This is a genomic window from Selenomonadales bacterium, assembly GCA_018335585.1.
Lineage (GTDB): Bacteria > Bacillota > UBA994 > UBA994 > UBA994 > UBA994.
The window spans coordinates 22,249-48,859 of the sequence record JAGXRZ010000052.1 but is presented as its reverse complement, the minus strand read 5'-3'; the positions used below and the strand labels follow the sequence as shown (position 1 = coordinate 48,859).

The window sequence follows — 26,611 nt, the reverse complement described above, 5'->3', positions numbered from 1 at the left end:
CGCATGACCATCTTCTTGGCCTCCGCTTCACCTAGGCGGCTTCTACTGCTTAGGCAAATCGGCGTAGAGCCTGTTGTCGTGTCATCCTCGTTTGTCGAGGGCACAGAGTTGTCTGGCGACCCCGTAGCTTGCGCGCGTGAGTATGCCGAAATGAAGGCGTTAGGGGCCTTGCCACTGCCTAGCGCGGGCGTCTGCATCGCTGCCGATACGGTCGTGCACCTGCACGGCCGCTTGCTTGGCAAGCCCGAAACGCCGGAGCATGCCGCTTGGATGCTAGGGCTCCTTTCCGGGGAGTCTCACGAAGTAGTAACGGGCGTCGCCGTCCTCCGGAGCGCCGAGCGTTGCATAGTGCGCCACGCCACTACACGTGTAGACTTTAGAGCGCTTTCGCCTGCTGAGATTCGCAACTATGTGGCCACCGGCGAGCCTCTAGACAAAGCCGGGGGCTACGCCATACAAGGCGCGGCGGCAGTGTTTGTGCGCGGCATCGCCGGCTGCTACAGCAATGTTGTAGGGTTGCCGCTGTCGCTCCTCTACGAAATGCTACAGGAGCTCGGCGTTGACCTTATGGGAATGGGGGCGAGTAGGTGACGATTCGTGCGTTGCCGGAACGCGAAAGGCCGCGGGAGAGGCTGCTAAACCGCGGCGCGCATCACATGTCAAACGCCGAGCTGTTAGCTATCTTAATGGGTACGTCAGGTCAAAGAGGGGAAAGCGTACTCGAGCTTGCCGGCAAGGTGCTGGCAAAGGCGGGGGATATCAGCAGTCTCACACGGCTCACCAGTGATGAGCTCTGTGAAATAAAGGGTATCGGTCCCGCCAAAGCGGTGCAAATTTTGGCCATGGTCGAGCTGTCGCGGCGCTTATCTGTACAAGGCGCCCCGCCTCGCTCCATTCGTTCACCCGAGGATGTGCGAAGTCTCCTCTTGGAGCGGCTGCGCCATGAAGAGCGCGAGCATTTCTTTACCGTCTTGCTTAACACCAAGAATCACTGCCTCGGCATCGAGGAAGTCTCCGTCGGCAGCCTAAACTCCTCTATTGTGCACCCGCGAGAAGTCTTTCGCGCAGCCATCAAGCGTAGCGCCGCAGCTCTGATTATCGCCCACAATCACCCAAGCGGGGATTGCACGCCGTCGCGCGAGGACATGGAAGTGACGCGCCGCCTCACGGAAGCAGGTCGGTTGCTAGGCATCGACGTCTTGGACCACGTTATTTTTGGCGACGGGGTTATACTAAGTTTTAAGGAAAAGGGCCTCATGTAAAGGAGTCGAAGCGTTAAATGAACTTTCTTACTCGCTACTTTACCCGCGACATGGGCATTGACCTCGGCACGGCAAACACCTTGGTCTTTGTTAAGGGTAAGGGCATCGTGCTGCGGGAACCGTCCGTAGTAGCCATCCAGCGCGACAACCACGAAGTGCTGGAAGTCGGCGACGCAGCGAAGGCTATGATTGGCCGTACCCCCGGGCACATAATCGCCGTCCGCCCCTTGCGCGACGGAGTGATTGCCGACTTTGACGTAACACAAAAAATGCTTAAGGCCTTCATCAAACGCGCTTTGCCGGGCTCAAGTTTCCTGCGTCCGCGCGTGGTAGTGTGCGTGCCGGCGGGCGTGACTGAGGTTGAGAAGAGGGCGGTGAAAGACGCGGCGCTCTCGGCCGGAGCGCGTGAGGCCTACACGATTGAAGAGCCCATGGCCGCGGCTATCGGGGCGGGGCTGCCGGTGACGGAGCCGATTGGCAACATGATTGTCGATATCGGCGGCGGAACCACGGAAGTTGCTATTATCAGCCTCGGTGGCATTGTGACGCACAAGTCTATCCGCGTCGGCGGCGACGAAATGGACGAAGCCATTGTTGGTTATGTCAAGAAACATTATAATTTACTTATCGGTGAACGCACTGCCGAGGATGTCAAGATTGCCATCGGCTCAGCTTACGCTCTGCCGGAAGAAGAAATGGACGTGCGCGGCCGCGACCTAGTCAGCGGTCTCCCAAAGACGCTTAAACTGACAGGCACCGAAGTGCGCCAAGCCTTAGCGGAGCCCGTGCGAGCGATAGTGGAAGCGGTTAAAGCAACGCTCGAGCGCACTCCGCCGGAGTTAGCGGCCGATGTCTTTGACCGCGGCATCGTTCTGACCGGCGGCGGCTCATTGTTGCGAGGCTTAGACAAGCTAATCGCAGAAGAGACAAGCATGCCGACGGTCATAGCGGACGACCCTTTGACATCGGTTGTACAGGGTGCCGGGCGCACCTTCGAACACATCGATTTGCTGCGCAGGTTAGACGCGTCGCCTAGGCGAAGATAGAACAAGCGGAGGTGGTGGGGATGGGGTTTTTAGGTAGAAATCGCTCCTTTATCACCTTGTTGCTTGCTGTGTTCGTGCTCCTAGTGCTGCTTAGCTTCTCGGCGAGGGAAGTAGTTGGCGTGACCTGGGTAGAGCGCGCACTTCACCGCGTAGGTGCTCCTATCTCCCGCGCCATCGCCGCCGTTGTGTCATTTGGTCGCGAAACGGCGGAATCTGTGCGGGAGCTAGGTACGCTGCGACGTGACAATGAGCGGTTACGCCGCGAGCTAGCGGAGCTCGACTTTAAGTATCAAAACTTGGTGGAAGCAAAGCTCGAACTAGAGCGAGTGCGGGCTTTACTCGGGTATCGCGAGCAACAGGTAGCGCTTGACCTTGTTATGGCGCGCGTCATCTCCCGCGGCATAACTACTTGGCACCACGAAGTAGTTATTGACCGCGGGTTGGCGCATGGTTTGCAGGCGGGTGACGCAGTAGTCACCCACCGCGGAGCCGTGGGACGAATAATCGAGGTCTTTAGCATGTCTGCGCGGGTGCTGCTAATCACTGACCCGCGGAGTGCGGTAGCCGCAGTAGTGCAAAACGGGCGAGACGGTGCCATAGCAGAAGGGGACAGCGCTGTGTTGGGCATGGTTAGAATTGCCCGCTTACCGTGGGACTTTCCTATTGCTGAGGGCGACCTAGTGCTCACCAGCCGGTTAGGCGACGTGTTTCCCCGTGACCATGCTTTCGTCATCGGCGTGGTGAGCGAAATTGTCGTCAGCGCCGACGGTCTGCTAAAGCAAGCCCGCATTGAACCGGCGGTAGACTTTGGCCGGCTAGAGGAAGTACTCGTAGTGCGGCGAGGGCAGCCGTGAGCCGCGCCACGCTAATACTAGGCGTCCTTACCGGAGCCTGCGTCATCTTGCATGGCGCCCTTATGCCGAGCTTAGCCCTCTTTGGCGGCAGGCTTAATCTATTGGTAGCTTTAGTCGCCGGGACTGCACTGCATTACGGGACGACCACCGGCATGACTATCGGTCTTGCGGCGGGTCTTTTGGCCGATGCGCTTTTCGCAGGTGCCTTCGGGCTTACGGCAATTCCGTTAGTGGTTATCGGCTACCTGGCAGGTCAAGTAGAAAGGCAGTTTTTCCGCGACGAGCTGCTAGTTACGGTCGCGGTAGGCTTCATCTCGATAGTGGGGTTCGAGCTCCTCGTTCTTCTGTTGTCCCGCCATGCGTTTGGAGTTTGGTGGGGCGGCGCGTTTTACCGCGCCTTTGTCCCGACGGTGTTAGTGAACGGAGCGTTTATGCCTGTTCTTATCTTCTGGCTTTTTAGGATTTTACCGCGCCGCAAGCGTGAGGTGATCTAGTGGAGAGTTTCTTTCACAAGCGCTTAAACGGAATGACTATGGCAGTAGTTGTGGCCATCAGCGTAGTCATTTTTCGCTTAGCTTACATCCAGATTGTGCATGGGGCCGATTACCGGAGGGACGCGGACAACAATCGCTTACGGGAGGTTGTGCAGGAAGCTCCTCGCGGCAAAATTGTCGATGCACATGGAGTAATCTTGGCTGCAAACCAACCGGGGTACTTTGTCTCAATGCATCATACCCGCAGCCCGGAACTAGACGATATTCTGGCGCGCCTAGTCACCATACTTGACCCCTTGGGTGAACAACCGGAGCAAGTCTCGGTGACTGAGTTTAGGCGGCGCCTGCAGGCGGCGCGTTTTCGCCGGTGGCGTCCCGTCCGGCTGATCGATGAACCTCTCACCTTTGGCGACGCCAGGCTCATACAGATTGAGGAACGTCGCATGGAACTACCCGGGGTTATTGTGGAAGTGCAACCGGTGAGGAGCTATCCGTTTGGTCAAAGTGCCGCGCATGTCTTAGGCGGTATGGGACGTATCCTCCTTAATGCAGCACAGATAAGGGCGGAAAACGAGCGAATCGGATTTAGCCGCTACCGGCTCGACAGCGTAGTCGGAAGGTGGGGTTTAGAGCAGTCACATGAGTTCGCCCCGCGCCACCTTTCGCTAAGAGGCGTGGACGGCTTTCAGCTCGTGGAAGTCGACCACCTGAGTCGCCCCGTCAGGGAGGTAGGTGTGCAAGAGCCTATCCCCGGCAATAACTTGCACCTCACCTTAGACGCGGCCTTGCAGCAGCAGATTGAAGCTTGGCTACCGGGGCACCTAGAGCGCGTGCGTGTGGCGGCGCGTGCCGCAGGGGTCGTCGGGAACGATTTGGATTTGGTGGCACGCGAGGCAGCGGTTGTGGCTATCGACCCCCGCACGGGTGCGGTGCTAGCTATGGTGAGTCACCCAGCCTTTTCTCCTGCGGAGCTTGCGAAGAACTTCGGGGTGCTCGCCGCCGACCCTAGTCGTCCGCTAGATAACAAGACATTTGCGGCGTTTGTCCCGGGCTCTATCTTTAAGCCGGTCACGGAGATTGCCGGGTTACAGCATGGCGCGCAGAGGGCAATGCCGCGCGTTGTGTGTACCGGACGCCTAATGGATGGTTGGCTGGGAGAGCGGGGCAAACCGTGCTGGATTGAGCACTATCGCACCGCGCATGGCAGCGTTGACGACGTCACGGCGATGCGTGTATCCTGCAACATTTACTACTACCAGATAGGTCTGCAACTGATTAGGCAGCTCGGCAACGCTACCGTCCTCGATGCCTTTGCCAATGTGGCAGCAGTGTTGGGACTAGGCGCACCTACTCCGCTGCAAACCGAGCTATTCGGGTTCGGCGGCCAGACCGGGGTGCTGCCTACCAGCGAAACCTTTCGCGCCGTCATCCGCAGAACCGGCGAGCCACGCCCAGCAAACCCGTACCCCGGCGAAGTGGCCGACATCACCATCGGCCAAGGTATTCAGACCTATACTCCCTTGCAGATGGCCAATATGATGGCTATGCTGGCCACGGGGCATCGCTACGAGAACTTTATTGTCGACAGAGTGGTAAGTCCCTTTGGCGAGGTTGTCAGCCAGACGCAACCGAGGCGACTTGCTTCCTTGGTGCGTACGCCTGATAACCCAAGCGGCATAGTCAGTGCGGCGGAGCTCTCTAGGATTCAGGAAGGGCTGCGGCAAGTGACCCAAGTGGGAGGACTAGGGCTTAACAGCGGGACAGCCGTGGGTGCGTTTCGCGGCGCGACCTATTTTGCCGCTGGCAAAACTGGTACGGCCGAAGTCTACCGGGGTCGGGTCCAGCTGCCATCCCACGGCTGGTTTACCGGTTGGGGGGCAGACCCAGTCACACGCGAGCCGGAAATTGTAGTCTCAGTGTTTGTGCGTCACGGCCGGGGCGGAAGCCTCGCGGCTGCGCCTATCGCCCGCCATGTGCTCGACACGTACTTTAACCTCAGGGCAGAGCGGGCAAACCAGTAATATGTTTGGGCAGGAGGAATTCACTGCCTTGACAGCGAAAGTTAGCCTAGAATGTTTCCCTAAAGGAGGGGAGGCGCTTGGGCAAAGTTTATGTCGTAACTTCCGGGAAGGGTGGCGTCGGCAAGACTACGACCACCGCAAATCTTGGGGCAGCGCTTGCGCACCTAGGTAAGAGCGTGGCTTTGGTAGATGGTGATACCGGGCTGCGCAACTTAGACCTGTTTCTTGGCCTCGAAAATCGCATTGTCTATCACCTGACTGACGTGTTGGAGAAGCGCGTCAAGCTAGACAAGGCGTTGGTGCGAGACAAACGCTTTGCCAACATGAGTCTGTTGCCCGCAGCGGGGCAGCCTAGCTCACGTGCTACCGAACGCGACATGAAGCGTGTGATGGAGGACTTAGCCAAGCAGTTCGATTTCGTACTGATTGACTCGCCTGCGGGCATTGACCACGGCTTTCACCTCGCCGCCGCCGGAGCGGAGGACGCCATCATTGTGACCACACCTGAGCTACCCGCCGTACGCGATGCCGATAAGGTAGTAGGACTGATTCGCAGCAAAGGCATTAAGTCGCCTAAACTAGTGCTAAATCGGTTGCGGCTTGATTTGGTGCGCCGCGGAGATATGTTGAGCCAGAGCGACGTACTTGGCTTCCTTGGGTTAGATTTGTTGGGCATTGTACAAGAGGACGAAGTTACCATTGTCGCCACCAATAAGGGGCAGCCTTGCGTGTTGTTGCCGGAGAGCAAGGCAGGACAGAGCTACCGCGACATGGCCCGCCGCATGTTAGGGGAAGCGGTGCCCCTGCGGCTCACCGCGGAGCGGCGCGGCATGCTTGGGTTCCTGCAGAAGTTTTTGGGTGAAGCGTAGGTACAGGAGGGAGAGCCATGAGTAGCGGAAGCCGCAGTATCCTGGTAGGGCGCGACCGCCTGCGTAAGGTCTTGGTGCAAGACCGTTCTCCTGTTTCGCAGGAATGCCTTGATGCCTTGACGGAATCTCTCGTGCGGGTGGCGCGCGCTCATGTGGATTTGGCGGAGAGCGATATCGCCAGAGCGGTGGAGTACAAGGATGGCGAGGTTATACTCACTGTGCGTTTGCCCATTTTGCGTGAGGCGACGCGTGTAACTAACCACGTGACAACAGGCGAGCGAGGCGACGAGAGCTAATGGTGGATAGAAAACTACTCCGCACAGTAGACTGGTCGCTGTATTTGGCGTATCTTGGGCTGTCGCTGTTTGGCGTCTTGATGATTGCCAGTGCGTCGCAGAACAACGAGCTAGGTGATCCGGCATTCTTTTGGACGAAGCAGTTGCAGTGGGTAGTAATCGGACAGGCAGTCCTTTTGGTTGCGCTCCTGTTTGACTATCGGTTCTTTGCTAACTTGGCTATCCCCATCTATGTGCTTAATCTTGGTCTGCTGCTTGGGGTTCTGGCAGTAGGCGTAGAGGGTGGTGGTGCACAGCGCTGGATTGACCTCGGCGCATTTACTCTGCAGCCGTCCGAGTTTGCCAAAATCGCGGTAATCGTCACCTTGGCTACGCACGTCGAAAAACTCCGCCGGGTAGACACCTTCGTTAGACTGGCACTGGTGCTCTTGCATGTGGCGGTGCCTATGCTCCTAATCATTGCGCAGCCGGATCTTGGCACGGGGTTGGTCTTTCTCGGTGTGCTAGCTGCTGTGCTGTATGCGGCGGAGATCCCCCGGCAGCTCATATTGTTCTTGGGAGCCGGAGCGATAGCGGTTGCGCCTGTAGTGTGGTCCTTTGGCCTCAAAGCTTACCAGCGAGCGCGCCTCTTGGTTTTCCTTGACCCGTCGCTTGACCGCATGGGGATAGGTTATCATCTCTCACAATCGATAATCGCCGTCGGTTCCGGTATGTTTCTCGGACGCGGCTTCTTTAGAGGACCGCAAAGCGAACTCAACTTCCTGCCGGAGCAGCATACCGACTTTATTTTTTCGGTTATCGGAGAGGAACTTGGCTTTCTAGGAGCGGTAGGCGTGGTGCTGGCCATGTTCTTTGTCGTGTATCGCTGTATCCAGATTGCCGCGATAGCTAAAGACGACTGCGGGCGCTACATTGCGGTTGGCGTCGCCAGCTGGATTGCTTTTCAGTTAATCGTCAATACCGGCATGACTGTAGGCATGATGCCGGTGACAGGCTTGCCGTTGCCTTTATTAAGTTATGGCGGCAGTTCGTACCTAGCGCTATCGCTGGGCATCGGCTTAGTCTTAAACGTAGGTATGCGCCACAGGAAAATCTTGTTCTAGGACTCGGACATAGTTCACCGGAGAGCGGAGTATACATTAATGATGCTCCGGGAGGTGACCGTGTGGCTAGGCAGTGGTGGAAGAAAGGGCGACCGCGTAAGCCCTGGCGACAGAAGCGGGGCGAAGCTCGACGCGCGCTCACGCTGTGGGTCACGCGCGGAGTTTTGGCGGCTCTGTTTGTAGTGATGACGTGGTTAGGCTCGCAATTTGCGGAACTGCGCGAGTACCTCCGGTTTGTCTTCGTCCCCGGGGCGGCGGCAGGGACCCCTTGGTCTGGGTGGCTAGATTGGCAGCCGCGCGAGGAGGCTGTTGTGCCGGTGTGGGTAGCACTTACCGGCCGGCAGGACTCATTGACCTTCGCTTGGCCCGTAGCGCATGCGTCTTACACCGCCGCGGAGGGCGGGGTGTACCTCGCGAGTGCGCGCGGCGCCGCTGTGCAGGCCGTGCTGGCGGGCGCTGTTGCTGAAGTTGATGAGCAGCTAGGACAAGTGACGCTTGATCACGGCAGCGGCATGCGCACTGTGTACAGGGGCCTAGGGGAGCTATTGGTGAGTCAAGGCGACAGAGTCGAAGTAGGCCATGTGTTGGGCAGAGTAGGCCCAAGCGAGCGCCTCTTTTTTGCCCTTAGCCTCGCGAACAGGCTAGTTGACCCCACTACACGCGTGCGTTCACCCTAACGCCGATGTATCTGGGCCAAGTTCTCGGAGTGAGCCTCAAGGTTCACTACCTTTTTTTGTTGTGGCTCTTTGTTTCGGCTACACTTGGCGACTGGGTTTACACCGTCGTGTTGGTTGTTTCCGTTTGCTTTCACGAGCTAGGTCACATCTTGGCCGCCGCAAACTGCCGTACGAGCGTGGAGGAAGTTGTGCTGATGCCCTTTGGCAGCGTGGCTAAGCTTGGGCGCTGGCTAGGTACCGAGCCAAAGACCGAAGCTATCATCGCGCTTGCCGGTCCGGCCAACAGCCTAGTCCTCTGCGTAGTAGGGCTCCTGCTAGGGGATGGTATGCTAGGGGATAAGCTGTTAGAGGTAAATCTACTGCTCTTAGCCGTCAACTTGCTGCCCATATTGCCGCTTGACGGCGGTAGGGTAATCAGAAGCGAGGTAGTAAAGCGGCTAGGACTTAGCGCCGGCGGGGGTAGCCTAGTGCGTTTTATGGACGCGGCCGCTTTTGGGCTGCTTGGAGCGGTTATCCTGCTCAACATCTACGGCATGGCGAGCGTGAATGCGGTAGTGTTGGCGGTTTTTCTGGTCTATGCGGTAGCACAAGAGAAGAAAATGATGCCCTACTTGTTTATGAGCTATGTCGGGGGCAAGCAGGGAGAGCTTGCCGCAGCTGGCTCGTTAGTCGGGAGATTAATCGTGGTCTTGCCCGAGACCCAGGTAACTAAGGCCCTTAAAGACATGGTGCCGGGATGCTACCACTTATTTCAAGTCGTGCATCAGGGAGGCGCAGTCGCCACCATAACCGAAGAAGCCCTTTTCGCCGCGCTAGTAACCCACGGCTCAACAATAACCTTCGCCGAAGCCGAAGCAAAAGGGACGGAGCCTTTTGCTTCACACACGCCACCCCACCAGCGACAAGCGACCAGCTGAAGCAAAAGGGACGGAGCCTTTTGCTTCACACGAGCCCAAGGTGCGACGAGAGGGAAGGCATGCACTCCTCCGTCCCTACGCGACATCCCTCTACGTCGTGATATAATAACTCCAACGCATATCGAAATTCAGGAGGCCTCATGATTCCACAGCACATTCGTGATCTATTGCCACACGTGGACAAGCCCGCTCGCTACATCGGGGGCGAAGTCAATGCGGTGCGCAAGGACCCTGCCGCAGTAGGCTTGCGCCTGGCTCTAGCCTTCCCCGATACATATGAAGTAGGGATGAGCCACTTAGGGCTTAAGATTCTTTACCAAATCGTCAACGCCCTGCCTGATGTCGCCGCAGAACGCGTGTGCGCGCCGCATGCAGATATGGGCGAGCTGATGTTTTCGCGCGGAGTTAAGCTGTATTCACTCGAAAACTACAGCCCATTGACGGAGTTTGACGCAATTGGGTTCACCCTGCAGTATGAGCTTAGTTACACCACTATCTTGTGGATGCTTGACCTCGGAGGTATCCCTTTAACTAACCGCGAGCGCGCCGAACATCATCCGCTCATTATCGGTGGAGGTCCCTGTGCGTTTAACGCCGAGCCTGTCGCGGACATGTTTGATGCTTTCGCTTTAGGCGAGGGAGAAGAAGTCATTCTTGATATAGTAGAAGTGCTGCGCATAAGGAAAAAGCGCAGTCTTAGTCGGCAGGAAACCCTGCGCCTTTTGGCAGATGTGCCCGGAGTGTATGTGCCTAGCCTGTACCGTGCCGCCTACCATGACGACGGGACATTCGCGAGCCTCCTACCCACAGACGCTGTCGCCAAGCCACGCGTACACAAGCGCGTACAGCAGGAGCTTAAGCCGGAGTACCTAGTGACGTCTCCCGTAGTGCCGTTTGCCGATATAGTACACGATAGGATTATGCTGGAGCTTTTTCGCGGCTGCACACGGGGCTGCCGCTTTTGTCAGGCAGGCATGCTCTATCGCCCCGTGCGCGAGTTTGCGAGTGTGGACATCAGTACGGCTGCAGACTTAGCCGTAAGAAGCACCGGCTACGAGGAAGTATCCTTAACCTCGCTCTCCACTATGGATTACAGCAATATACAGGTCTTGCTCCCCGAACTGGTGAAGAGGATGGACTGCCACGGCGTAAACCTTTCCCTTCCGTCCCTGCGGGTGGACAGCTTTTCCGTAGATCTAGCCAGTCAAGTCGCGAAACGCAAGAAGTCCGGGCTAACCCTAGCTCCGGAAGCCGGTTCACAGCGCCTGCGCGACTGCATAAACAAACAGGTAACAGAAGAAGACCTGCTCGCCGCTTGTCGGGCCGCGGCTAATCTTGGGTTTAAGAGCATCAAGCTCTACTTTATGATTGGCTTGCCCACCGAGACGGAACAAGACCTCGCGGAAATGGTCGAGCTTATCCTTAAGGCGGCAAGGATTTTACCCCTTACCGTCAGTGTTTCATCGTTTGTGCCCAAGCCTCATACGCCCTTCCAGTGGGAAGCACAGTGTTCGATGTACGAACTTGAGGCACGGCAGCGCTACCTGCGCGATAGGCTGCGCGCGCAAAGGCGCGTGACCTTTAACTACCATGACCCTGACACGAGCTTTCTCGAAGCGATTTTCAGCCGCGGGGACAGGCGGCTTGGGGCGGTCATCATAGACGCATATCGCCGCGGGTGCAAGCTAGATGGTTGGAGTGAACACTTTAGGTTCGACCTGTGGATGGACGCCTTTGCGGAAGCGGGAGTGGACCCTTGCTTTTATGCTAACCGCGAACGCGGCGCAGGCGAGCTGTTCCCGTGGGAGCGCCTCCATGCAGGGGTGGAGCGGTCGTTTCTCTGGCAGGAGCGTGAACACGCGCTGACGCTTAGTCATACCGTAGATTGCGCCCGCGCGAGCTGCACGGTTTGTGGAGTGTGCCCGACGCTACAGGTGAGAACGCACACGGAACGGGAGCGCGCGCAATGAGAGTATGGCTTAAGTTTGCGCGTGCGACTGAGTTGTCCTATATCTCTCATCTTGATGCCCAGCGCGCCTTTACCCGCCTGTTGCGTCGCGCCTCTCTTCCCTTGGCCTACAGCCGTGGCTTTAACCCGCATCCGCTGCTGTCACTAGGTGCTCCGCTCCCGTTAGGTTTCGGCAGTGAGGCCGACTACCTTGATGTAACGCTGGCCGTGGCCATGCCTCTAGAGGATATCGCCAACGCCTTGCGCAGCTCTACAGGCAGCGAAGTGCTCAAGCTTGTGGGTCTGCGGGCAGTCCCCGAGCGGACGCCCGCTCTAGCAGCACTAGTAAAATGGGCGGAGTACACAATTGAACTTAGCGTCAGCAAAGATACGCTAGAAAGTGCGGTTTGGGAGTTCTCTGCCAAGACTGCTGTGCCCTTCGTCAAAGAAACAAAGCGGGGGAGCCGCACAGTCGACGCTAAGGGTTTGGTACGCCGTCTTACTCGCACCGACCTCGGCCTTAACTGCGTGTTGAGCATGGCCGAGCCGGCAGTCCTTCGCCCGGAGGAACTGCTGCACATTCTGGCTCCGGGTCAGGAGACATGGAAAACAGATGCAATTGTGCGGCGAGAGCTCTACACTGAGCAGCTAGTCGCGCCGCTAGTGCTCCGACTAGATGGGAAGGGGTGAGCAAATGTCTAAAGACATCATCATCAACTGCGGGCCTAGGGACACACGCGTCGCAGTACTAGAGAACGGCGAACTGGTGGAGCTCTACCTGGAAAACCAGAGCGAGCAGCGCCTAGTCGGTAATATCTACAAGGGCAAGGTCTCGAACATACTCCCCGGGATGCAGGCCGCGTTTATCGACGTGGGTTTGCCTAAGAATGCTTTTCTCTATGTCGATGACGCGTTGGAAAACGTCGTCGGGGTTGACGAACTTCCCGAGAAGATCAACAACAAGACGACAATTAAGGACGTTCTAAAGCCGGGGCAATCAATTATCGTGCAGGTAGCAAAAGAGCCCTTCGGCACAAAAGGTGCAAGGGTTACACGTCACATCACTATTCCCGGCCGGTTCCTCGTTTTTATGCCCACTGTCGACTACGTAGGTATATCGCGCCGCATTGCCGAGGGTGACGAACGCGACCGCCTGCGCAAGCTTGCCCACGAACATAAGCCCGCAGGCACGGGGCTAATTGTGCGCACCATGGCCGAAGGTGTGGAAGGCGAAGAACTAAAGAAAGATATAGACGCCTTAGCTAGGCTGTGGAAGCGCATCCGCACGCGCGGCAAAACTGCCAAGGCACCGTCTCTTCTACACAAAGACTTCGATTTGCTCTACCGTATTGTGCGCGACTCGTTTGACCACGACGTAGCACGCGTCGTCGTCGACAATGCACAAGCGTATGAAGTAGTGCTCGGTCTCCTTGAGGACACTTTGCCGCAGCTTAAAGACCGCGTGTTTCTCTTCCAGCAGAATCGGCCTGTCTTTGAAGTCTTTGGCATTGAACCACAAATCGATAAGATAGTTGAGAAGAAGGTATGGCTAAAGTGCGGCGGCTATATTGTGATTGACCAAACCGAAGCTCTTACCTCTGTTGACGTCAATACCGGAAAGTTTGTGGGCTCGACTAACTTAGCCGACACAGTACTAAAGACAAACCTAGAAGCAGCACGTGAGATTGCGAGGCAACTTAGGCTGCGCAACATTGGCGGCATCATTATAATTGACTTTATCGACATGGAGAGCGCGGAACACCAGAAGAAGGTATTAGCCGCCCTCGGTGAGGCGGCCGCCGGCGATAAAGTGAAGTCTTCCATACTGGGCTTAACACAGCTTGGTCTGGTCGAGATGACGCGCCAGAAAGCCCGGCTGGGGCTGGCTGATTCGCTGCTTAGGCCGTGCCCGTGTTGTGACGGCAGCGGTCGCGTGTTGGCGGAGGACGTAGCGGGTAGCCGCATAGAAGGCGAGCTTAAGCGCTTCCTGGAGACGTCCGAGGAGCCGGCCGTCCTCGTGCAGGTGCACCCGATGACTGCCGGTAACCTCATTGGCGTGAACGCCGCCAACCTTGAGCGGCTGGAAAAAGAAAGCGGCAAGCGTATTTTTATCCGGGGCTCTATACAGATGAAGCCGGACGAGTACAAAATTACCCTGTCCGGCTCAGTTCTGGAGGTAGAGCGTGCCGCCATTCCTGTGAGTGTGGGGGAGATCCATACCCTGCTAATCGACAGCGCACACAACACCCGCCCGCAAGACGGCGTTGCGCGGGTTGAAGGCTATGTGATTCAGGTCGAACAAGCAGGGACACTCGTCGGCCAAAAAGCAACCTTCGAAGTCACTAAGGTACACCGCACCTTTGCCAAGGCCAAGCTTTATTTCCAATCGACGTAAATTTGCTGTCCTTCTAAGAAGCGCGCTACGGCGTAGAGGGCATCCGACAGCCTGTTCACGTATTTGATTAACTCGGCACTCACGGCCGTATGGCGACTAAGTGTGAGGATGCGCCTTTCCGCGCGGCGGCAGACCGTGCGGGCGACGTGTAGCGCTGCCGATGCTTGCGTGTTGCCCGGCACGATAAACTTGTCGACCTGCGGCATGCGGGCGATGTATTCGTCAATGGCGACTTCGAGCGAGGCGGTTTCCGCCTCGCTAATTCTATGCGGGAACTTTGAGGCATCGGTTGTCGCCAGTTCTCCCGCTACGCGAAAGAGGTCTTTCTGCCAAGCATGGAGCAAGCGCTGTATTTGTTCATCTTCGACAAAGGTCTTGGCTAGGCCAATGACAGAGGTCAGTTCATCTATAGTGCCGTAGCTCTCGACCCGCACGTCGTCTTTCGCCACGCGCGTCCCGTCATAGAGGCTGGTGTCGCCTTTATCGCCGGTCTTAGTGTAGATCTTCATAGTAATCGTTACCCTCCTTGCCTTTATTGCCTTATCCAACGCCACATTTCGGCAGACGTTGGATTTTTGCCGTACATTAGCATGGCGACGCGAAACACTTTGCCTGCGAGTTTCATCATTAGTCCAGTCAAAACTAACATGGCGAGGGCGGGCAGCGCAATGTCTATCGCCGTCAGGGTAGTAGAGAGCGCTAAGCGCATCACCATAACTCCGGGCGCGGCGAAGGGGAAGTAAGAGCCTATTGCCGCCACCAAACCATTCGGGTTAGCGATAACAGGGCCAATGAACAGCACCGGCAACATCGGCAATAGAAACACCATGCTCTGAAAGTTCGTAGCGGTGGCCATATCCTCGATAGTTGCTCCCATCGCCACCAGCACAGAGGCCGAGAGAACATAGCCTCCTAGGGCGAAGAAGATTATTAGTGGCAGATTAGGTGTCGCTAGGTAGCGGAGCACCGGAATATCATAGAAGAAATGAGCGGCTGCGATGCCAAAAACTAACCACGCGGTAACTTGTACTATGCCTAGCACGCAGTTGCCGAGAATCTTCCCCTGCATGAGATTGTCCGGAGTCACCGACGAAAGCAAGACTTCGGCCATGCGGTCCTTTTTCTCCGTTACCGCGCTCTGGAGCGTCATGATGCCTGTGATAAAAATGGTCATGAGGATGAGTCCTCCAAATATAAGAGGAACAATACGTGCATACGGATCAGCCTGCTGCGTGAGTGAGGCTGTGGCGACGTGAAAGGGAGCGAGTGCCAAACTCATCACCTCGTTCGATACGCCATGTGCCTGCAAGGCGTGAAAGCGCAGCACCGACGATAGCAAGAGAGAAAAGCCATGTAGAGGCGGCGTACCGTCGCCGCCGAGGGTTATTGTGGCCGTGCGTGCGGCTAGCGCTGCCTGGTCGAGCACGACAAATCCCTGTGTGCTCGCACCGCGAACTTCCTCCGTCAATGTTGCTACACTACCGTCATAGCGAACTAGCTCAATGTTTAGATCAGGCGGGCTCATTTCCCTAAGCGTACTATAGACGCCGAGTTGATCAATGACAAACAGACGGAACGGCTGCTCCGCATCAATCCTTTCTAACAAGGCCGGGATGCCACCAAACACAAGCATGATGATAGGTGTCAGCAGAATCGAAATTATAAACGACGGATTTTTTAGCATCTTGAGAGCTTCCCAACGAGCGACTTTTAGGCTATCGCGCCACATGTGCGGCACCTCCTTGGGCTACGTTAACGAAGATATCGTGCAGCGAAATGCGCTCTATACGCATCTCCGAAATCTCTGTACCCACTGGCAACGCCTTAAGCAGGTCTGGTACGTCTAAGCCCCCCTGCAAGTACAGCGTCGTCCTGGCGGTATCGCGCTCTACGCGCCGGACTCCCGGTAGTCGCTCGAAGTTCACGCGCGAGTTGTCGCCGTGGATAATGCACTTTTGCTCGGCATAGCGCGCTTTAATCTCACTCATACGGCCATACACAGCCTGTTGCCCTTGGTTAATGAGCGAGATGCGGTCGCATAGCTCTTCTACAAGGTGCATTTGATGTGCCGATAAGAGGATTGCCGTTCCCTGCGCGGCTAAGGCACGCACCTCCGCCTTAAGCACGTCCTGGCTTACGGGGTCTAAGCCCGAGAACGGCTCATCAAGGATTAACAGCTTTGGCTCGTGAATAATCGAAGCGATAAACTGCACTTTCTGCGCCATACCCTTGGAGAGCTCTTCTACTTTGGCCTTGCCCTTCTTTGATAAGCCAAACCTCTCTAACAGCACTTCTGCGCGCTGTTTGGCTTTGTCGAGAGGATAGTTCTTGAGGCTTGCTAAGTACAGGATAATGTCAAGCACCGGCACATCCTTGTAGAGGCCGCGCTCTTCCGGGAGATAGCCAATGTGTCGGCGTGAGGTGCCCTTCTCGGCAAAGCTGAAACTAATCTCGCCGCCGTCCGGCAGAATGATGCCGAGAATGCACCTAATCGTAGTTGATTTGCCCGCGCCGTTAGGCCCGAGCAAGCCGAATATTTCCCCCTCCCGCACCGCAAAAGAGAGGTCGCGCACAGCCTTCGTCGCGCCAAAGGTCTTATTGATACCCTTTACGCTTAGCAGTTCGTTCAAGCGCATCAGTCCCTTCTCACCTTGTTTAGCACACCACATTCTATTACGCAAGAGCGAGCGCGGAGTTCCGAGGGTTGGGGACGGAGGAGTGTCGTTTTGGGACGGAGGAGTGCGACATCCAGGTAATACAGCAGGAACTTGTTAAACCTTGTCGAAAATGCAAGAGAGTACTTTTTCGCCCAAGTCACTGAGGAGATGGTCGGGCGTAAGAAGCTAGGAGGTAAATGTACAGTGAGCGTGTTGCTTGAAACGGTATTTATTTTAGGAGTGGCATTAGGCACCCTAGCCGAAGTAATAGTCAAATTAGTGCGATACCGTGCGATCGTTCCAGCTGAGTGGGCAGCTCAGTCTGCGTTTTCTGTGGGCTTCGCGATGGCGCTCAACGTAATGTATCCTTGGTGGCGTATTGGTCTATGGGTCAGGACTGCAACTATAGGACTACGGTGGTTATTGGGCAGGGATACCAATGTACTTCAGCGGCCGTAGCCCACGGCGTGGGCATATCCTGCGGGTGGGGGAGTAGACGGCCTGCTATCTTGACGCCTTGCTGCGCAAAGGGCTATACTAGACAAAAGTGAATCGAGGTTCGCTAATGCAATACCAAAAAGAGGAAGTGCGCGCGCGGATATTAGCTGCGGCTCTTGACGAGTTTGAGGAGTACGGGTACCTAGGGGCGCAAGTGCGCCGCATAGCAGAGCGGGCAGGGGTCTCTACTGGGAACCTCTATCGGTACTTTGCCAGCAAGGACGACATCTTTGATACGATAGTCCGCGCGAGCTACGAGCGCATTGCCGCTCTGATGGCCGATGCGGCGAGCTTTTGCAGTGGCCATCAAACTAGGGGTATACGCAGCTTAGCCCGGCATCTTGCGGCGGGAATCATGGAGGTGTATGCCACACACGGCCGCCAACTCGCCATTATCCACGAGAAGAGCGTCGGTTCTAAGCACGAGGATTTTTTCCCCACCGTAACCGCGATGATTCACGAACGCATGCGGACAGAACTCGCGCGCGAGGGCATCAACGCCGATGACACGCTGCTGGGCTTAATTGCGGCAGGTTTCTTTGCAGGCATGGTCGCCCTACTGCGTTCCGTGCAGGAGCCTAAGCGCTTGCACGAACTTATCAGCCGCATGTTAGTGTTCTTCTTTGACGACCTTGAGAAAAGGTTGACAGAGCAACAATAAGCGCACGTAAGAACATAGCTCTTGGCTATGTATCTTATTGAACTAAAAGTGAACCAACGTTCACTATTATAGGGGGAAGCATGTGAAACGATTGTCTGAGTCCATCGTGGCGGGCCGCAAGCTGGTTGTCGGTGTCTTTGCCCTTGCCACACTCGCAGCGCTGATGCTGCTGCCGCAGGTAGTCATTAACTACGATCAAACCGCCTATCTGCCTGCCGACATGCCCACGCGCCGAGCCATTGCGGTAATGGAGCGAGAGTTTGGACTGCATGGCTCGGCCGAGGTCTTAGTTAGTGGTCTCGACATTGTGGCCGCAAAGCGTCTCCGCGATGCTATAGGCGCCATTGACGGCGTGCGCACCGTTGTCTGGCTCGGCGACATCGCCGACACAACCCAGCCCTTGGCCATGCTGTCGCCCGCCGACGTGGCACCGTACTTTGCCGATGGTGTATTGCGTTTTAGCGTTAGCTTTGCGGAAGGTGACCACGCGCCTGCTACCGGAGACGCAGTTGATGCTTTGCGCGCGCTTAACGGGGGCGAAATCTTGGTGCGGGGACCGGCCGTTGATGCTCTGAACTTGCGCCGCACCGCTACCTCGGAGATTGCGACTATCGTTGCGCTGGTATTGCCAGTCTTCTTGGCTATTCTGTTCTTCGCCACAAGTTCATGGATCGAGCCGCTTCTATTCTGCTTCGTCATTGGCGTGTCTATCTTAATTAACATGGGGACTAACGCCTTTCTTGGGTCGGTTTCCTTTATCACGCATACAACGGCTAGCCTCCTTCAGTTTGCGGTCACTATGGATTATGCCATCTTTCTCTTGCACCGCTTTAGCGAAGAGCGGAGCCGCGGGCTTACTGTGGAATCCGCAATGAGCGCCGCTTTAAGCGGCTCATTCATCACAGTCCTCGCGAGCTCTCTGACAACTATCGCAGGCTTCGTCGCGCTGATGTTTATGCGATATGGCCTTGGACCGGACTTAGGATTAGTGCTGGCCAAGGGCGTGGGGCTTAGCCTAATCACCGTGCTTACGCTTCTCCCTGCTTTAGTAATATACTTTGCGGCCTGGATTGAACGCACGCACCACAAGCCGCTCCTCTCTGCGTCAGGTACCGTCGCACGTCGGATAGTTAGGATGCGCCTTATTCTTCCGCTTGTGCTCATTCTGCTGCCGCTAGCTATAGTGGCGCAGGATGCCAATCATTTTCTCTATGGCGAAGGGACTCCCGCCGCAGTTGCCGCTCGCCATCCGCAGTTTGGCTGGCACAACCCGATAGCGCTTATGTTCCCTGAAGGCGACATACCGCGTGAAATCTCCATGGTTAATGCCTTGCGTGCTCTGCCCGATGTGCGTGCGGTAGAGGGGTTAACTACGTTAGCCGATGCCTCAGTGCCGCGCGCCATGTTGCCGCAGGCTGTAGTTGACGAGTTTGTCGGCCAGGAATACTCGCGGATAGTGCTCACTCTCGACACCGCCGTAGAAAGCCTAGCCGCAGAGAGTGCACTTGCCGGCATCCGCCGCGTCGCCAGTGAGCACTACGGCGACAGAGCATGGCTGCTTGGCTCAACCCCGGCTGTCAGCGACATACGCGCGGTGGTAGAAGAGGATTTTAGAATTACAAACTTAGTCGCCATCCTAGCCGTGGGGGCCGTTATCGCTTTGTCGTTTCGTTCCCTAAGCCTGCCGTTTATCTTAGTGCTGACTATACAGGCTGCCATTTGGCTCAACATGGCCATACCGTACTTTACGGGCTCGCCGCTTGTCTTTATCGGCTACATGATTGTGAGCGCCGTGCAGCTTGGGGCGACGATTGACTATGCAATTCTTCTGACGGGGCGCTACATGGAGTCTAGGCGCGACATGGGAGTGGGTGCCTCTGCTGCGAGAGCCGTACAGCTTTCCCTCAGCGCGATTGTTACATCGGCGGGGATTCTCGCCGCAGCAGGCTTTACGCTTGGTTTTGTCTCGGGCGTGCCGGCTATCGCTGCTCTTGGGATGCTTATCGGGCGGGGTGCCGTGTTGTCTGGCACTCTAGTGCTAGTCTTTTTGCCTCAGATCTTAATGGTCAGCGACAGGCTGATTCAGGCGACTACCATAAATCCCGGGTTCATAAACGAAAGGCGGGCGAAGGCATGTTAACGCGAGTGCAGAGAAACCTAAAGCAAAAAGGTGCGTGGCGGAGGCGCCTCGGTGCAGTGTTATTAGGGCTGCTAGCCGTAGTACTGGCCTCTACCGCCGCCAGTATGCAGGCGCAAAGCGCAGTCCCCCGCGGCGCATTGGTCGCAGGGACTACGGCATCGCCTAAGGATGAGACGGTCTACGTAACCCTAGGTCACGACGGTGCGGTGCGCGAAGTCTATGTCGTCAACACTTTTCGCCGACCGACAGGGCCGCTTACCGACTACGGTAACTTTAGCGCCGTGCAAAACCTAAGCGACGAGCGCGAGATTGTCGTCCATAACGGGCGGGTAGAAATTGCCGCCGGGACGGAGGAGCCCGCCGTGTTTCGTTACCAAGGAAGGCTCGAAAACGTCGCTACGCCCTGGTTGTTTGCCATTAGGTACCACCTTAACGGGGAAGAAGTGACAGCAGAGCAACTGCTCGGCGCAAGCGGCAGGCTGCGCATGACTATCGACGTGCGCCCGAACCCGGCAGCCCCTTCGCACTTTGCTGGCCGCTACACCGTGCAAGTGACGGTGCCAATGGTTGTAGATAGGGTAGCTGCCGTCCATGCGCCGGGAGTAACGGAGCTTTTGGTGGGGAATCGACTGACGCTTGGGTTTGCCGTGCAACCGGGAGAAAGTCATCTGCAAGTCATCGAAGCGGACATAAGCGATTTCGCTCTTCCTCGCCTGGAAATCATGGCGTTTCGCGCGGCTGCCCCCCAGGGCGCCTGGCGCGACAATCTTGAATCTGCCTTCAGCGGTCTGACCTACGGTTTGGCGGAGATGGTCGCCGGGAGTTCGGCCCTGCAAGGCGGACTAAGCGAGTTGCATACCGGAGTGGGAGAGATAGACTCCTCGCTTGTGCCTCTCAGTAACGGAGCAGCTCAGTTTGCTGCGGCATTAGCGGCGTATGCGGTCGGCGTAAGCGATTTTGCAGCGGGGCTAGAGGCACTCGCGGCCGGAGAACAGAAGTTGCAGCAGGCAGATCAACAGGTTCTAGTGCACTTGACGGCTCTGCAAGACGCGTACACGGCTGTTGGCAGCGGTTTGAGCCAGCTGGCGGCAGAACAAAGCGGTGTGCGCGAGCTGGCAAATTCGCTGTTAGCAAGCCCTGACCCAGCTGTCAGACTGCTGGCCCAAGCGACGATGCAGCAACTCGCTGCCGCACAGGAGCTAGAGCGGGGTCTCTCCCAAGCAAACGCAGGCATGGCAGAGCTTGTAGCCGGCCAGGCTACGCTCGCGCAGGAAAAAGAGGCCTTTAGGCAAGGCCTCGGGCGAGCGGCTACATCAGCTACAGAGATAGCGTCGGGTGGGGGCGAGATTGCTCGCTCGGGAAGAAGTTTGCTAGCCGGAATCCCTGTCCTGCGTGACGGCATCAGCTCTTTGTACGCTGCCACGGGCACTTTGCCGCAGCGTATCGGGCAACTGGTTGCAGGACAACGCCAAATGCTTAGCGGCGTGCGTGACGCGCGCAGTGAGATGAGTGAGTTGTTGGGAGACGGTCAGGACGAAGCAGTAATCTCGTTTGTCGACCCTAAGCGCGCAAATGCCCGCTCAGTACAATTTGTGTTTTTTACTCCGCCGCTCGAAACTGAACGCCGCGCGGCAACCCCTCCCGCACCGGAAGTCACCACAACGCTGTGGGAGAGAATTGTTGAACTCGTGCGCCGTGTCTGGTTGTTTGGGCGAGAATCGACGCGCTAAAGGCTACTGATAGCGGCAGTGCGGGCAGAAAGCCGCCTTAACCGGACGATTGGCGCCGCAGCCTAAGCACCGCTTCTGCAGTTCCTCTCCGCATGAGGGGCAGTACACATTGTCTTCCGCCGCGGCACCGCAGCTAAAACACTGCCCGCGGCGGACGCGTGTCCTTATAACGCGCTCCGGGTCAAGCCAGTATCGCCTTATCAGGACGATGCCAAACATGCACAGCGCCGTGCCGATGACGGCAATGGCGATTTGGGCGATATCGCGCAAGAGATGCCACGAGTACAGCGCGACAAGATACACGAGCTGCAGTGTGCCAGCGCCGATTAGAGCGGTGGCGAAAACTAGGTAGTTGCTGTTTTGTTTGCGCAGCCGCAAGAACAACAGAAGCGCCAACAAAAAGACAGGCACAGCGTAAAACAGGCGTAGCCCAAACAACTGCAGTTCAAAGGCACGCAACCGACGTGCATGTTCTTCACCTATCTGCGTGTGCAGAGTCTTCCACTGTGTCTCAAGCGGTCGCAGTCGCTCGTGCGCGCTCTCTTCCACGGCCATGGCCAAGCCAATTTCCCGGCGCAAGCGCTCAAACGCAGCCAGAGCATCAAGGTATGCTTTTTCGCGCGCAGGATCTAGGATGCCGCGTTCATTCATAACGCGGAACTCTTCCCGCCTAAACTCGTATTCTGTCGTGGCAACTGCTAGTTCTTGACGCAGTCGCTCTGTCGCCGCTCTAGCCGCATTCAGGGTGTTCTGCGCCTGCCAGTACTCATTCTGAAGTTCGCTGCTGATATAGCGCTGTTCGATAGCATGGTAGTCCGGCCGCGCAGGTATGCGCTGGATGCGGTTAAACACCCAAGCTCCGCCTACCAGCAAGAAGATGACCATGCCTAGCGCTAAGATGCGCTCCGCACGCGAAAACTCTATCCCGCTACTTTCTTCGCTGATTGATGCTCGCATACACTTATCCCCCTTAATAGGACTGCTCCACCGACCGCTAACAAAGTCTTTCGTGATAGCTCCGCAGTCTCCTGCGTCTTTGATTACATATTTTACTGGTTAAACATGTTACAAGTTTGTGCTATACTGCCATTAGATTATGTAAAGTTGGAGGTTAGGGCAGTGGACTGGCACAAGCTGAAATGGCCAGTGGTAGCGATAAGTTTTCTTGTCGGCCTGGGGCTGTTGGTGTCTGCCCATTACTTGTGGCAGCGTACGGCAGTGGAAAAACCATTGGTAGAAAGGCTGAGACAGGACCCAGACGTAAGCAGTGTAACGCTGCGCAATGAAAATGGCCGCCTTGCCGTTCTGGTTCTGCTTAAGGCCGTGCCTAGGTTAGCCACCACAACCGAGCGCATAGGTAGCTTAGTGAGGCAGGCCTACCCGCGCGTGGCACGCATAACGTATAAGGACCAGAGCAATACAGCGCTCGAGGCGCTCTATTACGACATGCACTTTGCGCTGCACCAAGCGGCAAGGAACGGGGATTATCGCGAGATGGCCGACTGGGTACACGCTTTGGCGCACAATGGCAACTTGACTGACTATCGCGTTGAAGTCGGTTCCACAGCCATCTATCTTCAACTACACGCAGAAGGCGCCTACCTCTACCGCATCGTTCCGCTAGCTGGCGTTAAGCCATAAGCGCCTGTCCTCTTACAGGCCGAGCAGTATCCTTAGTCGGTCTTCGACTAGTTCCATGGTACCGATGCCGACCACCCCTAACGGACGATATAGTCTCTCTATGGAAACAGATCTAACGTCCTCACACTTCGCGTAGCTAAGGTAAGTTAGACCCGTTTCCTGTGGGCTTAGTTCCACGTGTAGCGGAACGCCCTTGGCCTTTGTGGTAATTGGCACAAGTACAACCAGGTCGGCGGGTCCATGGTTAAACAAGTCGACCGATACTATCAGTGCAGGGCGCTTCCCAACTAGCCATATCTGGCCTCGCGACGGCCTCACGGCCGATTCTCCCATTCATCTCCTAGGGTAGCTTCCCATGCCTTTCGTTCGGCGACTTCTTCTGCCCATTGTAGAGGATTGCCTCTTAAGGCCTGAAACGCTTCATTTGTGGCCTCAAGCAAGACTTTTCTGCGATAGTCCTCGATTGCTTGGCCAGCAATTACGTGCATAGGCAGATTGACAGTGCGTGACAAATCGCGTAGAATTTTTGCATGCTCTAGGCTTAATCTTATGGTTGTGCTGGACATGGTTGCACCTCCTCTACGCTCTAGTATACAGATTTGTCTACCGTAACGCAACAAAGCTAAAAACCAATTTGACGCGCCTAGGGTTCTGTGCTACAATTAACACTCGTAGGATTACTGCGAGTTGCCTGCTTGCGGTAGTCCCCAACCGCTCGTCTAGGGAAGAAAGTGCGAAAGCCCCCGCAGGACGGCGAGTCTAGAATACAGGAGGCCTGACAATGTTTGCAATCATCGAAACGGGCGGTAAGCAGTACCGCGTCAAGCAGGGCGACACTATTCGGGTGGAGAAACTCAGCGTCAACGTAGGCGACCAAGTCGAGTTTAAGGAAGTGCTGGCCATCGGCGAGGGTAGCAATGTTACATTCGGCGCGCCACTCCTTCCTAACGCGTGCGTCGTGGCTAAAGCTATCGAGCACGGCAAAGAGAAGAAGGTTATTGTCTTCCGCTACAAGGCCAAGTCGCGCTACCGCAAAAAGAACGGCCACAGGCAGCCATTTACCAAAGTTGTTATTGAATCCATCGTCGCTAACTAAGGAGGTGTAGAAAATGGCTTCTAAGAAAGGCGTAGGTAGTTCACGCAACGGTCGGGACTCTCACTCGCAGCGTCTCGGTGTTAAGCGTCAAGACGGCCAGCTGGTGAACGCAGGTTCTATCCTCGTTAGACAGCGTGGCACCAAGATTCACCCAGGACAAAACGTCGGCATCGGCGGGGACGACACACTATTCGCGCTGATTGAGGGTAAGGTCGCTTTCGAGCGGTTAGGCAGAGATCGCACTAAGGTCAGTGTCTACGCAGCCCCGGCCAACTAACACAACCCAAACCCGGGCTTCCGGGTTTTTTTCTTAGGTGGTGTTTGCCATAAGAAAACGACTTATTCTGGCAGCAGGGGTGACCGCACTGGTCCTCCTGCCGTCTTGGCCGCTGCGCCTCATTGCGGCGATTGCCTTGCTTGCACTACTAACCGTTCCACGCCCAACGCCCACCGAGCCCGCGGAGCCTCGGGGCGATGCTTTCGGCCCACGCTTTGGCAGGTTTCGCCACGACCTCCTTAATGACCTGCAGTTAGTGTACGGTGCCGTGCAGCTACATAAACCGGCTCCGGAAGTGCTGCAGCGCATCGACAAGGCGATTTGGCGAATTCGGGCGGCTGGCCTCATCTTTGGTATTCGTAACTGGGAGTTGAGTTGCTGCCTTTTTGACGTGTGGGAGGAGGCGGAGCTTTCTGGTATCAGACTTGCCTTCTCGGCATCCGGAGACTTTGGGGGGGCAACAGCGAAGTGGCCCGCTTGGGCTGACGGCATCACGGCTGTATGGGCATACTACCGCGGTCTAGCCGAGGCTACGGGCCTAACTGAGGTAGAGCTCGAACTCCGCGAGGAGCCGCGCGCTTGGAAGTTGCAGTTTGCCGCTCCCAAATCACCCGTCACAGGCTCAGCACTGCCGAAAAAACTAGATATCGCCTTGGTTTCAGGCGCACGCGTTAAATGGAGTCATCAGGAGCACAGTGTCACGCTCGAGGTACAGAAAGAGAGCCCTAGCGAGGAGGAAGACCTGTGTTTATAGACAGCGTCGTAATAACTGTCAGGTCAGGCAATGGCGGCAACGGTGCGGCGACTTTTCGCCGTGAAAAGTACGTCCCCTATGGCGGACCTTCCGGCGGAGACGGCGGCAAGGGCGGCGATGTATATGTCATGGCTGACCCGGAGGCTCATACCCTGATGGCCTATCGCTTTCGCAAGCGTTTCGCGGCTGGCGACGGGGACAACGGAGCTTACAGAAACAGACATGGACAAGCCGGTGAAGACCTCGTGCTTAAAGTTGCACCCGGCACCGTCATTATAGATGTAAAAACGAATCGTGTCTTGGCAGACCTCGTAAACGCGGGCGACAAGGTGTTGCTGTTTCCCGGCGGCCGCGGCGGCCGCGGTAACGCCCACTTTGCCACGCCGGTAAGGCAAGCTCCGACATACGCCGAGAAGGGCAAACCCGGGGTCGAGCGCGAAGTTCGCTTGGAACTAAAGGTCATTGCCGACGTCGGATTAGTAGGGTTTCCTAATGCCGGCAAGTCTACGCTCTTGGCCGCCGTTTCGGCTGCTCGCCCGCGCGTCGCCGACTACCCCTTTACTACATTAGAGCCGCATCTTGGCGTCGTATACCTCGCAGGGCAGAGTTTCGTCATGGCTGACATTCCCGGACTCATTGAGGGGGCACATCTCGGGCAAGGACTAGGGCACGCCTTTTTGCGGCATGTAGAGCGCACGCGTGTGTTGATTCACGTCGTAGATGCGGCAGGGACAGAGGGACGCGAGCCACTGCGAGACATTGAGATAATTAACAGCGAACTGGCCGGTTATTCTCGCATCTTAGCCGAGCGCCCACAGCTCTTGGCGTTAAACAAAGTCGATGCCATGCCCGAGCGGGAGCAGCTTGCACTCTTAGTAGACAAGCTTAGGCGAGCGGGGTGTGAGGTTTTTCCCATCTCGGCGGTTACAGGCGAAGGAGTTTCCGCCTTACTGCATCGCGCCCTAGAGCTTGTGCTTACGCTGCCGTTGCCTCCTGTGCACGTTATCGAGAGTTTGCCTGTTGAATCCGACGTAGTGCCGTTAAGTGTCGTAAAAGAGGGCGACGTCTACATCGTCAGCGGCACCGAGGTAGAGCGTTTGGTTAGTCGCGTCGACCTAGATAACGACGAAGCCGTGCACAGAATGCAGCTCGCGCTGAAACGCCTAGGCGTTTTTGCCCTGTTAAGGGGGGCGCATGTTCCCGAGGGTGCCCAAGTGATAATCGGCAACAAGCAGTTCTCATTCTACGACGAGGAGCCGCGAGAGGAGTGATTCC

General features: G+C 56.5%; 28 protein-coding genes. 22 read left to right on the top strand and 6 right to left on the bottom strand.

Features of this window, described 5'->3' with window-relative positions; translation table 11 throughout:
- Positions 1-3: 3 nt before the first annotated feature.
- The 14 genes from maf to KGZ66_09900 all read left to right on the top strand — a co-directional run bounded on the left by maf (position 4) and on the right by KGZ66_09900 (position 13,882).
- On the top strand, positions 4-591 hold the full coding sequence (gene maf / locus KGZ66_09965; GenBank protein MBS3985906.1) for a septum formation protein Maf: 588 nt from the start codon (positions 4-6) through the stop codon (positions 589-591).
- A 65-nt stretch (positions 592-656) separates the two neighbouring features.
- Positions 657-1,262 carry a DNA repair protein RadC gene (gene radC, locus KGZ66_09960; GenBank protein ID MBS3985905.1) on the top strand — a complete coding sequence of 202 codons (606 nt, stop codon included), beginning with the start codon at positions 657-659 and terminating at the stop codon, positions 1,260-1,262.
- 17 nt (positions 1,263-1,279) lie between these two features.
- A complete protein-coding gene (locus KGZ66_09955) occupies positions 1,280-2,308 on the top strand; it encodes a rod shape-determining protein (GenBank protein MBS3985904.1) in 1,029 nt (342 codons plus the stop codon).
- Positions 2,309-2,328: 20 nt separating this feature from the next.
- Entirely contained in the window at positions 2,329-3,162 is an 834-nt protein-coding gene (gene mreC / locus KGZ66_09950; protein MBS3985903.1) for a rod shape-determining protein MreC, read from the top strand.
- Entirely contained in the window at positions 3,159-3,656 is a 498-nt protein-coding gene (gene mreD, locus KGZ66_09945; GenBank protein ID MBS3985902.1) for a rod shape-determining protein MreD, read from the top strand. The genes mreC and mreD overlap by 4 nt, the downstream gene beginning before the upstream one ends.
- The gene (locus tag KGZ66_09940) at positions 3,656-5,677 is read left to right on the top strand and encodes a hypothetical protein (GenBank protein MBS3985901.1); all 2,022 of its coding nucleotides are present in this window, start codon (positions 3,656-3,658) and stop codon (positions 5,675-5,677) included. Before mreD ends, KGZ66_09940 begins: the two co-directional genes overlap by 1 nt.
- Before the next feature lie 77 nt (positions 5,678-5,754).
- Positions 5,755-6,546: a septum site-determining protein MinD gene (gene minD / locus KGZ66_09935; GenBank protein ID MBS3985900.1), complete on the top strand. Its 792-nt coding sequence runs from the start codon at positions 5,755-5,757 to the stop codon at positions 6,544-6,546.
- Positions 6,547-6,563: 17 nt separating this feature from the next.
- Positions 6,564-6,842, top strand: coding sequence for a cell division topological specificity factor MinE (locus KGZ66_09930; protein ID MBS3985899.1), 279 nt, complete (start codon positions 6,564-6,566; stop codon positions 6,840-6,842).
- A gap of 2 nt (positions 6,843-6,844) precedes the next feature.
- On the top strand, positions 6,845-7,945 hold the full coding sequence (rodA, locus tag KGZ66_09925; GenBank protein MBS3985898.1) for a rod shape-determining protein RodA: 1,101 nt from the start codon (positions 6,845-6,847) through the stop codon (positions 7,943-7,945).
- Between the two features lie 62 nt (positions 7,946-8,007).
- The gene (locus KGZ66_09920) at positions 8,008-8,622 is read left to right on the top strand and encodes a M23 family metallopeptidase (protein ID MBS3985897.1); all 615 of its coding nucleotides are present in this window, start codon (positions 8,008-8,010) and stop codon (positions 8,620-8,622) included.
- Between the two features lie 56 nt (positions 8,623-8,678).
- Positions 8,679-9,539 (top strand): hypothetical protein, encoded by an 861-nt coding sequence (locus KGZ66_09915; protein ID MBS3985896.1) that lies wholly within the window; start codon positions 8,679-8,681, stop codon positions 9,537-9,539.
- A gap of 140 nt (positions 9,540-9,679) precedes the next feature.
- Entirely contained in the window at positions 9,680-11,509 is a 1,830-nt protein-coding gene (locus KGZ66_09910; protein ID MBS3985895.1) for a TIGR03960 family B12-binding radical SAM protein, read from the top strand.
- On the top strand, positions 11,506-12,177 hold the full coding sequence (locus KGZ66_09905) for a TIGR03936 family radical SAM-associated protein (GenBank protein ID MBS3985894.1): 672 nt from the start codon (positions 11,506-11,508) through the stop codon (positions 12,175-12,177). The genes KGZ66_09910 and KGZ66_09905 overlap by 4 nt, the downstream gene beginning before the upstream one ends.
- A 4-nt stretch (positions 12,178-12,181) precedes the next feature.
- On the top strand, positions 12,182-13,882 hold the full coding sequence (locus tag KGZ66_09900) for an Rne/Rng family ribonuclease (protein ID MBS3985893.1): 1,701 nt from the start codon (positions 12,182-12,184) through the stop codon (positions 13,880-13,882).
- Here the strand turns inward: KGZ66_09900 and KGZ66_09895 are convergent.
- Genes KGZ66_09895 through KGZ66_09885 form a run of 3 tightly spaced genes read right to left on the bottom strand, consistent with a single transcriptional unit; the run spans position 13,864 to position 16,512 of the window.
- Positions 13,864-14,391 carry a cob(I)yrinic acid a,c-diamide adenosyltransferase gene (locus KGZ66_09895; protein ID MBS3985892.1) on the bottom strand — a complete coding sequence of 176 codons (528 nt, stop codon included), beginning with the start codon at positions 14,389-14,391 and terminating at the stop codon, positions 13,864-13,866. The genes KGZ66_09900 and KGZ66_09895 overlap by 19 nt on opposite strands.
- Positions 14,392-14,414: 23 nt before the next feature.
- A complete protein-coding gene (locus tag KGZ66_09890) occupies positions 14,415-15,611 on the bottom strand; it encodes an ABC transporter permease (GenBank protein ID MBS3985891.1) in 1,197 nt (398 codons plus the stop codon).
- On the bottom strand, positions 15,598-16,512 hold the full coding sequence (locus tag KGZ66_09885) for an ATP-binding cassette domain-containing protein (protein MBS3985890.1): 915 nt from the start codon (positions 16,510-16,512) through the stop codon (positions 15,598-15,600). The genes KGZ66_09890 and KGZ66_09885 overlap by 14 nt, the downstream gene beginning before the upstream one ends.
- Before the next feature lie 592 nt (positions 16,513-17,104).
- On the opposite strand from KGZ66_09885, the gene KGZ66_09880 reads away from it, so the two are divergent.
- From KGZ66_09880 to KGZ66_09870, 3 genes are all read left to right on the top strand, one after another.
- Positions 17,105-17,698, top strand: a complete 594-nt coding sequence (locus tag KGZ66_09880) for a TetR/AcrR family transcriptional regulator (protein ID MBS3985889.1) — start codon at positions 17,105-17,107, stop codon at positions 17,696-17,698.
- A gap of 82 nt (positions 17,699-17,780) precedes the next feature.
- Complete coding sequence (locus KGZ66_09875) at positions 17,781-19,838, top strand: MMPL family transporter (GenBank protein MBS3985888.1); 2,058 nt, start codon at positions 17,781-17,783, stop codon at positions 19,836-19,838.
- Positions 19,832-21,568, top strand: coding sequence for a hypothetical protein (locus KGZ66_09870; GenBank protein ID MBS3985887.1), 1,737 nt, complete (start codon positions 19,832-19,834; stop codon positions 21,566-21,568). Before KGZ66_09875 ends, KGZ66_09870 begins: the two co-directional genes overlap by 7 nt.
- A gap of 3 nt (positions 21,569-21,571) precedes the next feature.
- On the opposite strand, the gene KGZ66_09865 is transcribed toward KGZ66_09870, so the two are convergent.
- Positions 21,572-22,525: a hypothetical protein gene (locus KGZ66_09865; GenBank protein MBS3985886.1), complete on the bottom strand. Its 954-nt coding sequence runs from the start codon at positions 22,523-22,525 to the stop codon at positions 21,572-21,574.
- 162 nt (positions 22,526-22,687) lie between these two features.
- Between KGZ66_09865 and KGZ66_09860 the strand changes: the two genes are divergently transcribed.
- Positions 22,688-23,209 (top strand): hypothetical protein, encoded by a 522-nt coding sequence (locus KGZ66_09860; protein MBS3985885.1) that lies wholly within the window; start codon positions 22,688-22,690, stop codon positions 23,207-23,209.
- A gap of 12 nt (positions 23,210-23,221) precedes the next feature.
- Here KGZ66_09860 and KGZ66_09855 read toward each other — a convergent pair whose 3' ends face one another.
- A complete protein-coding gene (locus tag KGZ66_09855) occupies positions 23,222-23,527 on the bottom strand; it encodes a type II toxin-antitoxin system PemK/MazF family toxin (GenBank protein MBS3985884.1) in 306 nt (101 codons plus the stop codon).
- A complete protein-coding gene (locus KGZ66_09850) occupies positions 23,524-23,775 on the bottom strand; it encodes a hypothetical protein (protein MBS3985883.1) in 252 nt (83 codons plus the stop codon). Before KGZ66_09850 ends, KGZ66_09855 begins: the two co-directional genes overlap by 4 nt.
- Positions 23,776-23,990: 215 nt before the next feature.
- Between KGZ66_09850 and rplU the strand changes: the two genes are divergently transcribed.
- From rplU to obgE, 4 genes are all read left to right on the top strand, one after another.
- The gene (gene rplU, locus KGZ66_09845; protein ID MBS3985882.1) at positions 23,991-24,305 is read left to right on the top strand and encodes a 50S ribosomal protein L21; all 315 of its coding nucleotides are present in this window, start codon (positions 23,991-23,993) and stop codon (positions 24,303-24,305) included.
- Positions 24,306-24,318: 13 nt separating this feature from the next.
- Positions 24,319-24,582 (top strand): 50S ribosomal protein L27, encoded by a 264-nt coding sequence (gene rpmA / locus KGZ66_09840; protein MBS3985881.1) that lies wholly within the window; start codon positions 24,319-24,321, stop codon positions 24,580-24,582.
- A 79-nt stretch (positions 24,583-24,661) separates the two neighbouring features.
- On the top strand, positions 24,662-25,336 hold the full coding sequence (locus KGZ66_09835) for a hypothetical protein (GenBank protein MBS3985880.1): 675 nt from the start codon (positions 24,662-24,664) through the stop codon (positions 25,334-25,336).
- Positions 25,327-26,607 (top strand): GTPase ObgE, encoded by a 1,281-nt coding sequence (gene obgE, locus KGZ66_09830; GenBank protein ID MBS3985879.1) that lies wholly within the window; start codon positions 25,327-25,329, stop codon positions 26,605-26,607. Before KGZ66_09835 ends, obgE begins: the two co-directional genes overlap by 10 nt.
- Positions 26,608-26,611: the final 4 nt, after the last annotated feature.